Annotated in this window: 11 protein-coding genes; 4 read left to right on the top strand and 7 right to left on the bottom strand. The window is 44.8% G+C overall.

From position 1 onward, the window contains the following. The first annotated feature begins 19 nt into the window (after window positions 1-19). The 3 genes from D1627_RS07630 to arsB are packed head-to-tail and all read left to right on the top strand — an operon-like array spanning window position 20 to window position 2,509. On the top strand, window positions 20-550 hold the full coding sequence (locus D1627_RS07630) for an ArsI/CadI family heavy metal resistance metalloenzyme (protein ID WP_119431618.1): 531 nt from the start codon (window positions 20-22) through the stop codon (window positions 548-550). A 43-nt stretch (window positions 551-593) separates the two neighbouring features. Further along, window positions 594-1,370: a metallophosphoesterase family protein gene (locus tag D1627_RS07625; protein WP_119431617.1), complete on the top strand. Its 777-nt coding sequence runs from the start codon at window positions 594-596 to the stop codon at window positions 1,368-1,370. Window positions 1,371-1,405: 35 nt separating this feature from the next. After that, a complete protein-coding gene (gene arsB / locus D1627_RS07620) occupies window positions 1,406-2,509 on the top strand; it encodes an ACR3 family arsenite efflux transporter (protein WP_119431616.1) in 1,104 nt (367 codons plus the stop codon). On the opposite strand, the gene D1627_RS07615 is transcribed toward arsB, so the two are convergent. The 6 genes from D1627_RS07615 to D1627_RS07590 all read right to left on the bottom strand — a co-directional run bounded on the left by D1627_RS07615 (window position 2,506) and on the right by D1627_RS07590 (window position 8,733). After that, the gene (locus D1627_RS07615) at window positions 2,506-3,348 is read right to left on the bottom strand and encodes a hypothetical protein (protein ID WP_119431615.1); all 843 of its coding nucleotides are present in this window, start codon (window positions 3,346-3,348) and stop codon (window positions 2,506-2,508) included. The two genes, arsB and D1627_RS07615, sit on opposite strands and share 4 nt — an antisense overlap. A 217-nt stretch (window positions 3,349-3,565) precedes the next feature. Further along, window positions 3,566-4,651: a mechanosensitive ion channel family protein gene (locus D1627_RS07610; protein WP_119431614.1), complete on the bottom strand. Its 1,086-nt coding sequence runs from the start codon at window positions 4,649-4,651 to the stop codon at window positions 3,566-3,568. Window positions 4,652-4,848: 197 nt separating this feature from the next. Further along, window positions 4,849-6,705, bottom strand: coding sequence for a glycoside hydrolase family 13 protein (locus D1627_RS07605; RefSeq protein ID WP_119431856.1), 1,857 nt, complete (start codon window positions 6,703-6,705; stop codon window positions 4,849-4,851). Window positions 6,706-6,846: 141 nt separating this feature from the next. Beyond that, complete coding sequence (locus D1627_RS07600; protein ID WP_119431613.1) at window positions 6,847-7,425, bottom strand: heme NO-binding domain-containing protein; 579 nt, start codon at window positions 7,423-7,425, stop codon at window positions 6,847-6,849. 170 nt (window positions 7,426-7,595) lie between these two features. Next, a complete protein-coding gene (locus D1627_RS07595; protein ID WP_233555548.1) occupies window positions 7,596-8,099 on the bottom strand; it encodes a DUF4920 domain-containing protein in 504 nt (167 codons plus the stop codon). Between the two features lie 82 nt (window positions 8,100-8,181). Beyond that, window positions 8,182-8,733, bottom strand: a complete 552-nt coding sequence (locus tag D1627_RS07590; RefSeq protein WP_147383249.1) for a hypothetical protein — start codon at window positions 8,731-8,733, stop codon at window positions 8,182-8,184. 301 nt (window positions 8,734-9,034) lie between these two features. Here D1627_RS07590 and D1627_RS07585 point away from each other — a divergent pair, with 301 nt between their 5' ends. Further along, complete coding sequence (locus D1627_RS07585; RefSeq protein WP_119431611.1) at window positions 9,035-9,661, top strand: cytochrome c oxidase subunit 3; 627 nt, start codon at window positions 9,035-9,037, stop codon at window positions 9,659-9,661. Between the two features lie 79 nt (window positions 9,662-9,740). Here D1627_RS07585 and D1627_RS07580 read toward each other — a convergent pair whose 3' ends face one another. Beyond that, complete coding sequence (locus D1627_RS07580) at window positions 9,741-12,260, bottom strand: gliding motility-associated C-terminal domain-containing protein (RefSeq protein ID WP_119431610.1); 2,520 nt, start codon at window positions 12,258-12,260, stop codon at window positions 9,741-9,743. Window positions 12,261-12,272 lie beyond the last annotated feature (12 nt).

Here is a 12,272-nt window from a genome sequence, read left to right as displayed (position 1 = left end):
CCTTCTAAAGTATAACCCGATGACATCAGCTACTTTCTCTAGAATGCACGTGAGCCTATACGTGACTGACCTAGCAAAAACAGTTGAATTTTATACTTCATTCTTTGGCCAGGAGCCAGACAAGGTGAAGCCGAGCTATGCCAAGTTCATGCTGAGTAAACCTGCCTTAATCATTTCGTTTGTAGAAAACCCTGCGAGGGTGCAGCAGAACTTTGGCCATTTGGGCTTTCAGGTGGAAACGCTGAACGAGCTCCGAAAGTACCTCGAAGATGTTAAGGCCAAGGGGCTTGTAAACCGCGAGGAGATTGGAACCGCATGCTGTTACGCCGTGCAGGATAAATTTTGGGTAGAGGATCCGGATGGTGTGCAGTGGGAAGTATACTATTTCCATGAGGATGCAGCCTTTAATGATCCACATTTCGAGGAGCAGGATGCCAGTGCCTGCTGCATGCCTTCTGAGCAGCCTCAGCAGCAGAAATTACAGTTAACCAACATTTCCTACATGCCGGTTGAATCCACATCGTGCACACCCGGCAGCGGCTGTTGCTAACTTTAACATAACAAGCAACGCATAACGTTAAGCCTCCTATACTATGAAATTAGCCTTCATCAGCGATATACACGCAAATCTACCAGCCCTTGAAGCCACATTACATGATATTGCCAACCGTAAGCCAGACATGATCTACTGCCTGGGCGATCTGGTTGGCTACAATATCTGGCCAAACGAAGTGGTAAACTTAATCAGGCAACACCGCATCCCGACCATTGCAGGAAACTATGACGAAGGGGTAGGACTTCATAGCGATGACTGTGGCTGCGCCTACAAAACCGAAGAAGACAAAGCGCGCGGGCAGCAATCTATTGCTTACACAAATAAGCAAATCACCCCGGAAAACAGGCAGTATTTGCGCGAGTTGCCAAGGCACATCACTCTTGAGTTTGAACCAGTGCCGGGTGAGAAAATCAATGTTTTAATGGTTCATGGTAGCCCACGCAAAATCAACGAATATCTCTTTGAGGATAGGCCGGAGAAAAGCCTGCTGAGGCTATTAGAAGATGCTAATGCTGACATTATGCTCTTCGGGCATACGCACAAGCCATATCACCGCACGCTGACGCAGGAGAGCGAAGACCAGATTAAGTATAGGCATGCAATTAATCTGGGGTCTGTTGGCAAACCAAAAGACGGTGATAACACTGCTTGCTATGTACTTCTGGAGCTAAACGATAAAAGTAGCACCGCTAACCCGGACAGTATAAAAGTTGAGTTTGTGCGAGTGCCTTACGATGTGGAACGGGCTGCCAAAGCCGTTGAGGATAGTCCGTTACCAGACGCTTTTGCGGATATGCTACGGCAAGCCTATTAACCAGATTCGAATCATAACCAGCCACTTTTCTTAATATGACAACCTGCAACCCTACCTATCAGCGCAAACGCCTGTCTTTCCTTGATCGGTTCTTAACCCTTTGGATATTTTTAGCCATGGGGCTTGGAGTAGCGCTAGGATACCTTATTCCTGGTATGGCTAGTTTTATTAATGGCTTTCAGCAGGGTGCTACAAACCTGCCTATTGCCATCGGACTTATTCTGATGATGTATCCGCCGCTAGCAAAAGTCCGCTACGAGAAACTGGGAAAGGTTTTCAAGAATGTAAAGGTATTATCTGTGTCGTTGGTGCTAAACTGGCTGATTGGCCCGGTGCTTATGTTTGCTTTGGCGCTGATATTCCTCAGAGCTTACCCCGAGTATATGGTAGGTCTGATTATGATAGGCTTGGCCCGCTGCATCGCCATGGTTATCGTCTGGAATGAACTGGCCGAAGGCGATAGAGAATATGCAGCTGGCCTAGTGGCATTCAACAGCATTTTTCAGTTACTATTTTATAGTTTGTTTGCTTACTTGTTCATTACTGTGCTTCCGCCATACTTCGGAATTAAAGGAGAGGTAGTGCAAATAAGCATGGGTGAGGTTGCCCAAAGCGTTGCCATTTACCTTGGTATACCTTTCGCAGCTGGTATACTATCCCGGATTATACTTATTAAAGCAAAAGGGGAGGCTTGGTATCAGGATAAATTTTTGCCAGCCATTAGTCCTGTTACGCTCATCGCGCTGCTTTTTACCATAGTAGTAATGTTTAGCTTAAAAGGAAATACCATTATAACAATACCCTTTGATGTATTGGTGTTGGCCGTGCCACTCTGCATTTACTTTGCCGTGATGTTTGTGGTAAGTTTATTTGCGGGCAAAATGGTAGGCGCGAACTATGCACAGAGTGCAGCCATATCTTTTACGGCCGCTGGCAATAATTTTGAGTTGGCCATAGCTGTTGCCATAGGTGTGTTTGGTATAAATTCCGGGCAGGCTTTTGCCGGTGTAGTTGGCCCGTTAGTGGAAGTGCCTGCCCTTATCTTGTTGGTTAATGTAGCGCAATGGTTCCGCAAGAAATACTTTGCAACCGAAACGCAACCGCAACCCGCACCAGCCACCAAAAAAGTAATCTGTTAAGCGCCGACGGTTTCGAAGACGGCTGCTTTCTTGTAAAGCTTACCAGGCTCAGCCAGCGACGAAAGAAAGAGAGTGTAGCGGCTTACGTTGTAGTGGTTCGATAAATCTATCAAGAGGTCGGGAATGCCGTCTCGGTCCAAGTCTCCGGCCCAAAGCAGTACGTAGATTGAGTCTTCAAAATCAACATCCTCGGCCAGCGTTTGTGTCAGCATGCGCCCGTTACGTTTGCCCCGAATGCGCCAGCCATAGCGTGTATAAGTATATGTCTTAATGTCAGCCGCCGTGCTGTCGGCATATGCGCTGATTGTGTATTCTTTATTTCTGAACAGAATATTCAGCTGCTGGTTTGCTGGCATCGTGGTACGGCTGTAGCGGGCTGTGTCAACTGTACCTGCTTTAATACCTTTGAGTGCCGCAACCAGGAAAGCTGCGTCGGGTAAACTGCTTATGACCTGCCGCCCCGATAGAACGCCTTTAATTTTTTCGGCCACCGGGTCCTTTACAACATTCACAGTAACCTTGGTTGGCTCCAGCGTGTAGTTCCCGTCCTTAAAGTATAAACCAAACCACTCCAGACGTTCTGCGCCTTTAAATACTTCCTTTTTATGGTATGTGCCTTCCATCAAAAGTTTCCAGAGAGTGGCTGGCGCAGGGGATAATGCTAATGTATCCAGCGTAGGGGAGAAAACCCCCTCAAGGGAGTTAGCTTGCTGGATGGATGTATCTTGCTCCAAAACCTCATGATCTGTGGTATGTTGTAAGGATGCAGGTTCTTGCTGGGTTTGAGGGCCGCAGCTAAACAGCGATAGCAAAGTGAACAGGTAAATTATTTTGCGCATGAGCTGGATAAAATATGCTGCGAAGTTAAATAGTTTAATTTTAAAGTTGAATTATGTATTTTTAGGAATGTTTAGGATTTAATGCCTGAACATAATTAAAATAGTTAGACATATAGGTTAAAGCCCGTTACTCTGTAGCGGGTTTTCTTTTTGAAAACATCTTAACTGAAAAGAGCGCTGTTGCAGCGCTCTTTTCTTACTTAACATATCGGTATATTTAAGGCCTAATGGGTATCGTGTCTGATTTCTCCTGCTCTTCGTTCACGACAAAAAGCGTGCGCGTCGGATATGCAAATTCAATAGCGCGCTGCTGAAACTCCTGGAAGATACGAAGGTTAATACGCTGTTGTATATCCATATATATGTTATAGTCAGAAGACATCACGTAATATACAACTTCAAAATCCAGGCTGGAATCACCGTAGGATGAGAAATGCGCGCGATCGAAACGCACGGGCTCCTGCTCCTCTACAATTCTCTTTAAAAGGTTCGGGATTTCCTGTACCAGCTCATAAGTGGTTTGGTAGATAACTCCAATCTTGAATACAACCCGCCGCTGTTGCATTTGCTTATAGTTATGGATGCGGGAGTTGGTCAGGTCTGAATTGGCAAAAACAAGCTGCTCACCCGAAAGGCTTTTTAGGCGCGTGGTTTTGATGCCTATTTTATCCACCACACCTAACTTATCATCAATGATAATAAAATCTCCAACCTCGAAGGGCCGATCAAAAAATATTACGAAGTAATTAAAAAGGTCACCAAGGATGTTCTGAGCCGCCAGGGCAATGGCAATACCACCAATACCCAGACCTGCGATTACTGTAGTTACATCATAGCCTAGGTTATCTAAGAGCGTCAGGAAGCCAAGTCCCCAGATCACGATATTAATAATCAGCATAATGCCGCCCAACTGCTTAACTTTCTCCTCGCCGTTTTCCTGCCGGTGTATGTAAGAGCGAAGCATGAGAAGTATGGTAGATGACAGCAGCCGGATAACAAGAATGGTTACGGCAACAATGGTGGCGAATTGTATAATCTTAAATGCCCTTTCTGATAACACTAAGTAGTTAAGCCCAAGGTATACCACCGTGATATAGAGCGCCGGTACGCCAAACCTGGCAATGCTCTCTACCAAGAAATTATCAATACTGGTACTGGTTTTTTGTGTTAACCGGGCAACACGCGTTAGTACAGAGTTTTTGAAGAACCGGATAAGTATGAATCCGATAAGTATAAAACCTAAAGAAATAAGATAAGATTGGACAGTGTTCTCGAAGTATACTCTGTTCAAAAAGTCACTCATAAATGCAATTTTATGTTAAGTTTTGGTGATTTGATGACATGAAAAATAAATGGCGCTTTTAACACCAGCTAAGGCATACGCATAAAAGGCCGCTAAGGATAGGGAAAGCAATATATGGCAGGCATCAACAAAACGCAGAAACAGGAAAGGCACTTATTAAAAGTGCCTTTCCTGTTTAACTATACTACTAACTATGCTTACTGTAGCTCAAGCACAAGGGGAGCTTTGTTTGGCAACTCCAATTTCTGGCTGCTCAAGTCGAAAGCTTTACCAGTGATGACATCCTTGCCTTGCTGCGTGCCTTTTAGCTGGGGCGCAAACTTGTCTAGCTCTAGGGTATAAGGTTCGGCATTTTTGTTGAGAATGACCATAACACGCTTCTGATCTTTTTCCCGGAAGTAAACATACACACCTTTGTGAGGGGCATAATGTGTAAGCTTGCCTTCATGAATCACCTTGGCCGACTGCCGCCAGTTTAACAGTTTTTTGGTAAAGTCCTGCATATCCTGTTGCTGCTGCGTTAGCCCCTTGCCTGTAAAAGCATTTGTTTTGTCGCCGGACCAGCCGCCCGGAAAATCTGTCCGTATGATCCCGTGGTCGCCTTTCTCATCGTTATGCATCAGAATTTCGGTTCCGTAGTACAATTGCGGAATTCCCCGCGTGGTAAGTATGTATGTTACGGCAAGCTTTGTAAGGTCAGCGTCCTGGTTAAGCTGCGTATAAATGCGGTCCATATCGTGGTTATCCGGAAAAACAACCAAGTTCTCAGGCTCAGGGTACAAAAAGTCGTTCGCCAGCATAGTGTAAAGCTGCATCCAGCCTGTATCCCAACCGCTCTCATCGTTCTTAAGCGATTCAGCTAACGCGTGCTGTACCGGAAAATCCATTAGGCTTGGCAAGTACGAAGTATAGCCGTTTCTATTTTGTTTGCCGCGCTGCCAATAAGAGACAATGGCTGGATTCACCGACCATTCTTCGCCCACCATGTTAAAATTAGGGTATTCTTCCATAACGCGGCGTGTCCACTCGGTCATGAACTCGGGGTTAGGGTAGGAGTAAGTATCCATCCGGATGCCACCAAGGTCAGCATACTCTATCCACCATAAGGTATTCTGTATTAAGTATGTGGCCATTAACTCATTTTCCTGGTTCAGGTCAGGCATAGATTCTACAAACCAGCCCTGTGTATGCATTTTGTAGTCGTAAGCAGAAGCATAAGGGTCCTGTACCACTTCGCGCCGGTGATTCGTTATCTTGAAACCATCCTGAAAATTTAACCAATCGTCTGTTGGCAGGTCGTTCATCCACCAGTGCTCAGAACCGCAGTGGTTCAGAATCATGTCCATCACCAGCTTTATGCCTTTTGCTTTCGCCTGCTTGGCCAGCTCAACATATTCCTGGTTACTTCCAAAACGCGGGTCGACCTTATAAAAATCAGTAGTAGAATAACCATGATACGAGTAAGAAGGCTGATCGTTTTCGAGCACAGGATTGACCCAGATTGCCGTAAAACCCATGTCATTTATGTAATCAAGGTTTTTAATGAGGCCGGCAATGTCTCCGCCGTGGCGGCCGCCCCTGTCTGCGCGGTTCTGCTTTTCAGCCATTCCTTTTACAGTATCATTCTTTGGATTACCGTTGGCAAAACGATCAGGGGTGATGAGGTACAAAACATCAGAGGTGTTGAAGCCTTCGCGCAGAGCTGAATTTGCAGCGCGCGCACGTAGCTCGTAAGCATAGCGCTCGATGATTTTATTGCCTTGCTTAAGCTTTATTTCAAACTTACCAGGTTTAGCGTTTTTGAGATCGAGGTTGATGAAAAGGTAGTTAGGGCTTTTAACCTTAATGATATCCTTTAACGCAACCCCTGAATGTTTGAGCTCAGGTGTGAGTGCTGCAATGTTATCACCATGCAACATTAGCTGGAGCTCTGTATTTTTCATGCCTGTCCACCAGAAGGCAGGCTCCACGCGCAATTGTTTTTCCTGGGCCAGCGCCTGGAACGCCAGCAACAGAGAGAGGAAAGTAAAGGAGAAGAGTAGTTTACGATGCATAAGCTTATAAGGAATATTGGTGATGGTATATGATAGCAACAATAAGTTGCGGCTATAATAGTAATAGCTCACTTACCAGTATATTATCCCTAAAATGCCTCTTATTTTTGATGCAAAGAATGAGACTATGAAAGTATGGTTTTACAATTGCTTCTCCAGGCGCTCAATCCGTAGCTGAACACGTTCAGAGTCGAGGTCTGTAAGCGGCCAGATTTTATAGCAATCGATTTCATTGAAGTGCTGTGCAATCCCTTTTATGATGCCAATAGCTATACTAGCCATTCGCCTTTTAGAATAGTAATCCACTACGAGTAAGTTTTTGTTTACTCTGGTAACATTCAAGCGGGGAGGGTTGGTACGGTTATCCTGCAACCTGACAGCACCGTGGAGAGCTGTTTCGGTGTTTTGTATCATCTCAAAAGTACCCCAGTTCGGATCGATATACTTCTTGAAGATAAGAAGCAAGTCAGGAACCAGAAAGGTGCCGAAGGCTTCCAAAACCTCGTGGGCTCCTTTACCTGATGTTTCGGATATAGCCTTGATAATTGTGTTCAGCTCTTCTACGGGGTACATCTCGTGCATCTGGTAAGTGGTGCGGTTAACTCCCGTTTCCTCCGAGAGTCTAATCCAGGTGCTAAAATCATAGGTGCTTTCAACGAAGCGTTTTAGGAACACAAAGATTGAGCCGTGCATCTGGTCTCCATTCAAATTGTTTTCCATATGTAGTATCTATAAGACAAAGTCTGAATATAGCCAACTACGTAGGTTTAAGGGCAAGTGGTCAGCCTCTGAATAAAAAAGTTAGCTGGAAAGACGGCTGTAAAGTAATATCAGGTACCAGATAAGCTAAAAGAGCACGGCTCCTGAACAATGGAGCCGTTACTTTAATTCTACTGCTTCAACTTCACGCCATCCGCCACAAAACGAAACTCTTCTCTTGGCTCTGTGATCAAGGCTATCTCTTCCTCAGATTTACCTGCATCTTTTGCAAAATGTCGTTGGTCTTCAACTGAAATCATTTCTCTTTTGGCCGTACCTCTAAATATAACCTCGCGCCCGGTCAGGTCCTCAACTGGCAGAAAAAAGCCATAGTCCTTGAAAGTAACTTTCATAGTTTCACTGTTGCCAAGTTTAACGTCCATCCAGCATCCTTTTGCCTGGCAAGACTCATTGATAACAGCCTGAACTGTTGTCTCAACGGAATCCTTACCAGCCAGCGCCTTTAGCAACTGATCTGCTGCAATAATGTCTTCTCCCGGCGCAAAGTCAGCGCCGTAAGTTGTGGCAAGTGCTTCGGCACTGGTTTCTGCCGCTGCAGATTCTGTGGATGCAGTATTTTGCTGGCAGCTATAAAGTATACTTGCCATAGCTACTATCAGTATTGTTTTTTTCATGAACGGGTGTTTACAAGTTTTGTGAAAACAAAAGTAGCATTTACAATTACTTTACCAACAGCAAGCGCTCGCTAACGGTAAATTAGCGCATATCTCTGCTAACCCAGCGAGCCCGGTCTATAGAAACTTGCATGCGGCCTGTTAAGTATGGCAGGTACTTGACGGGTAGGGATGCCTGGAAATTATCAAGCATTATCTCAAAGTTAGTAGAAAAGTATAACGCATTATTCTCGGTGGTAAAGGCCACAGGTATGGCCGATTCATTATTTACGCCTTGTAAACCAATAGAAATGATGCGCTTTACTGTCTCTGGCGTTAAATTTCCTGAACTTATTATTTGTAAAGGTGCATCGATGTTGAGATACAATTGGGGATACTTTGCCCCGAAAAGCACTTCGAAGGCCATATCAGCCGGAATTGTATCGTTTAAAGGTATCAACGTTGATACTGGAATAACACACTCTAACTTTTGGGTTGCTTTGTTATGGCGTACGATCATCTGCCGCGACATAAACTCATACATTGAGGTTGGCCCCTCTAAGGCAATTATAATGCGGTTACTGCCTGTATATGCGGCTGGCCCTTGTTGTGCAAAGCTGTTAAATGTGCCTATACACAGCAATAGTACTAACATAGGGTATACTATGGGTAGCTTATTTTTCATAAAGTATTGTTTCTTAAACTATACTTATACTAACGCAGGTTTTGAGGTGAGGGTGGTGCTCACGGTCTTTGCCTGGTCTGAATATTTGAATGCAACAAAGCTAGCCTATGTTTGTTGTATATTGAAGCAGTGTAGTTGCTTAAAATTAACTCCGCAATTAGAAAACTATAAGATGGTAGTGAAGGTATAAATGTAGTATACAGAGGTTAAACACACATAATGCCCTCAAAGACCTACGGCAAATTTCTCAGCCTCTGATAACGTGTAGCGAATGAACCAGGATAAAAAAAACCAAGTAGATTCTAGGCAACGCTCAGCCTTTAGGAGGATCGAGAAAATGCACCCAATCAAAATGCTTTTATACCTGAGCATGATTGGGATTGGGGTTTTGTTTTTTATTCTGATTGTGGCTTTCATCCGGACGGGCGGCTTTCCATCACAAAACTTCGAGCTACCTAAATTCTTCAGCATAAGCACTATTCTATTACTTTTCAGCAGCTATACCATTTCTAAAGTTCCAAGGCTTTATAAGCAGGAAAAGCTAAAGAAAATGGCCCGCTACCTTGGCTTTACCCTCGGCTTGGGTTTGCTTTTTATTGTTGCGCAGCTAATCGGCTGGAATGAGATGTCCAGAACGGGTATACATTTTTCCGGAAAAGCGTCTGGTACTTATCTATACCTTATTTCAGCGCTGCACATGCTGCACCTGGCCGGTGGTATTATTTTTCTGTCTTTTATGGTTTTTAAAACCATCTATGTGAAAAGCGATGGCGTGCGCAGCCTCATTTTTATCCGCGATCCGTTCCGCCATCTGCAACTGGCTATGCTCAATAGCTATTGGCACTTCATGGATTTTCTTTGGATGGCGCTCTATGTTGTATTTCTGTTTATAGCTTAGTTTCTCTTTGATATATAAAACAAAGCCCGCCTCAGTAACTCATACTTAGGCGGGCTTTCTGTTACGTTATACTTATAGCTTACCTCACAAGCGTCACGCTTCCTTTATACGAACTGGTAGCATAATCAATCACGTAAAAGTATACACCATCATTCACGTCCTTGCCATCCCAGCGGAAATTGTTATCTGTGCTGCGGTATACTTCACGGCCCCAACGGTTAAATATTCGGACGCTAGTGAAAGTGGCTGAACAGAAATCTGAAGGCAAGCCTGGCACTTCAAAAAAGTCATTTTTGCCATCGCCGTTCGGTGTAAATATGTTTGACGGAACATAGTCAGAAATCTTGGGCGCAACAACCGTAAACTCCATTGTCAGCTTTTGGGGCTTTGGGTTGCAGGCATCTTCACTCAGCAAAAAATTAACGCGCAGCACAGTGTTTTCAGAGCCCAGGCAAGTAGCCACCCAGTTAAATTTACCTACTGCCTGGCCAACGCCTCCCGCTGATGTAAAGGTCATTCCATAATCGGCCAGGTTAAATCCATCGCCCTCGGCAGTCATTATCAGGATGTTTTTATCTATGTCCAAGCCATCGAGGTTTGCTTCAAACGCTTCATTCAATTTTAGGCTAATGGAAGTTATGCTCTGATCAGAAGTAAGTGCAGGCGCATTGTTCGGGTCTTTGATAATGAACTCCATCACGAGTTCCTGGTCAGGAGACGAAGAGCAGGCTTCTTCTTTCAGTACAAACTTCACTTTTAAATTCCCTTTCTGGATGGCTGCGCAGCTTGGTGTAAAACTGAAATTGCCGTTTGCCACTCCTTTTCCGCCCGTGCTGGAAAAAGCCATGCCATAAGCATTCAGGTCAAACCCTTCGCCGGTGGCTGTTAAAGCGAGTGCATCAAGGTCAACATCTTTTCCTAGTATGCTTGCAGTGAAGGGCTGGCCAATCATCAGTTCAATTACTGGCGCTGTTTGGTCTGAGCTTATCGTCGGGACATTGTTAGTAGAGATAGTTTTAACCTCAATTGTTTCCCTGCGCACAACCTCTTTGTTACAGACCAAGGTTTTAAGCACAAAATCGATAGTATAAGATTCTTGTTTAAGTGTTTCGCAGGTTATATCCCAGGAAAAAGGCGAGGAGACTTGCCCTGCACCGCTCTTATTAGCAAAACTAATCTGTTGCGAAGCCATCGTAAAGTTCCTGGCCTCTGCCGTTAACGACAGTACATCCTGATCTGGGTCAACACCTAGAACGTCAAAGTTTAGCTTATCGCCTTGTTGCACCTCAAAAACCCGTTTAGCAGTAGACAGCGAGAGAGCAGGAGGAGCATCAGGCGTAGGCTCAATGATAAAGCTCACGCGAACAGTATCCTGACGCGGTAAGCTACAGCCGTCATCTTTTACGATCAGGTCCATTAAATATACTTTCCCTTCCGTATCGAAGCACTCATCAAAGCAAAGTGTGGCTTTAAGTGTGTCAGAAGAGGCACCTTGGTTAATCGTGCCTTTGGTTAAGCCTTGGAAAGTATAGTCTCGGCGCGAAAAGTTAACGGGCCTGGCACGGAGCTCCACGTATTCGCTACGGTCCGGGTCAGTGAAAAGTACGTTAAGGCAGCGGTTGGCATCTGTTGAGTTGATCTTGAGTACTTGACCTTCCTGGTAAAACTCTTTCTTATTTGTTTCCTTAGCCAGTACTTTAGGAGTTTGGTTTCTTGGGCAATCGAGCACCAATACTTGAAAATCGCGTCTTATTTCACCTATTTTTATACCCTTTCTATACTCCTGCGCACGAATACCAAAAACAAATAAACCTTTAGAGGAAGGGCGCATGGTTAGCTGCCCCGTTTCTGCATTGATGTTAATGGCAGGGTTACCCTGAACCTGTGCGTTTGTGCTGTAGCCAGCAACCCAAGAGATCTCAGGGTATGGTGCGGGGCGCGGTTGAGTAGTATAAATTGGCATCGAAGTCGTGGTATACCCATTGAGTGGAGTCACCATATCATACACAATGGAGTCGCCGTCTGGGTCTGAGCCGTTGAAATCGAAGTAAAACTGCTCGTTTACGCAGGCGTAATCACTTAAAGGAGGAAAAAGTATAGGAGATGAATTGATAAAAGGCTCCCCGTTTTTAACGACTGCCGGAAACTCCATGTAAAAGGTTTGGGCAGCGTCCTGGGGCCTCACAATGTTATTGATTGTGCCATTTCGGCAGCAGCGCTCCCAGGTTACATAATAGCCTTGTGGGTTACTGAAAGTGGCAGGCGGCAAGTATATCGTTTCGTAATAAACAATTTTCTTGGTGCTAAGCTGGCCTACCGTGCAATCGATATTGGTATAGGGCACAAATGACTGCTCTTTTATACGCATGAGCTCCGTACGAACCAACCTGTTGCTGCCTTTCTCGAAAATTGTAACAGTAATTGTTTGATCCAAAGCGGCTGGGCTTCCGTTTACCGCATCAAAATAGAGGTTAAGCTGCAGTCGGTAATTATAATCTTGCACATGCTGCATCTCGAACTCGCCTCCTACAATATGCGTGGCGCGGGCAACAAAAGATATTGACAGCAGGAAAAACAGACAAAGTAAACGCTGCAGCATAGGCGTAATTTA

This window comes from Pontibacter oryzae, assembly GCF_003576375.1.
Taxonomy (GTDB): domain Bacteria; phylum Bacteroidota; class Bacteroidia; order Cytophagales; family Hymenobacteraceae; genus Pontibacter; species Pontibacter oryzae.
This window is presented reverse-complemented; position numbering and strand designations above follow the sequence as displayed.

What these genes read in the sequence shown, in the direction of transcription:
- D1627_RS07630 (WP_119431618.1), top strand. Translation starts at nt 20, where the DNA reads ATGACATCAGCTACTTTCTCTAGAATGCACGTGAGCCTATACGTGACT.
- D1627_RS07625 (WP_119431617.1), top strand. Translation starts at nt 594, where the DNA reads ATGAAATTAGCCTTCATCAGCGATATACACGCAAATCTACCAGCCCTT.
- arsB (WP_119431616.1), top strand. Translation starts at nt 1,406, where the DNA reads ATGACAACCTGCAACCCTACCTATCAGCGCAAACGCCTGTCTTTCCTT.
- D1627_RS07615 (WP_119431615.1), bottom strand. Translation starts at nt 3,348, where the DNA reads ATGCGCAAAATAATTTACCTGTTCACTTTGCTATCGCTGTTTAGCTGC.
- D1627_RS07610 (WP_119431614.1), bottom strand. Translation starts at nt 4,651, where the DNA reads ATGAGTGACTTTTTGAACAGAGTATACTTCGAGAACACTGTCCAATCT.
- D1627_RS07605 (WP_119431856.1), bottom strand. Translation starts at nt 6,705, where the DNA reads ATGCATCGTAAACTACTCTTCTCCTTTACTTTCCTCTCTCTGTTGCTG.
- D1627_RS07600 (WP_119431613.1), bottom strand. Translation starts at nt 7,425, where the DNA reads ATGGAAAACAATTTGAATGGAGACCAGATGCACGGCTCAATCTTTGTG.
- D1627_RS07595 (WP_233555548.1), bottom strand. Translation starts at nt 8,099, where the DNA reads ATGAAAAAAACAATACTGATAGTAGCTATGGCAAGTATACTTTATAGC.
- D1627_RS07590 (WP_147383249.1), bottom strand. Translation starts at nt 8,733, where the DNA reads ATGTTAGTACTATTGCTGTGTATAGGCACATTTAACAGCTTTGCACAA.
- D1627_RS07585 (WP_119431611.1), top strand. Translation starts at nt 9,035, where the DNA reads ATGAACCAGGATAAAAAAAACCAAGTAGATTCTAGGCAACGCTCAGCC.
- D1627_RS07580 (WP_119431610.1), bottom strand. Translation starts at nt 12,260, where the DNA reads ATGCTGCAGCGTTTACTTTGTCTGTTTTTCCTGCTGTCAATATCTTTT.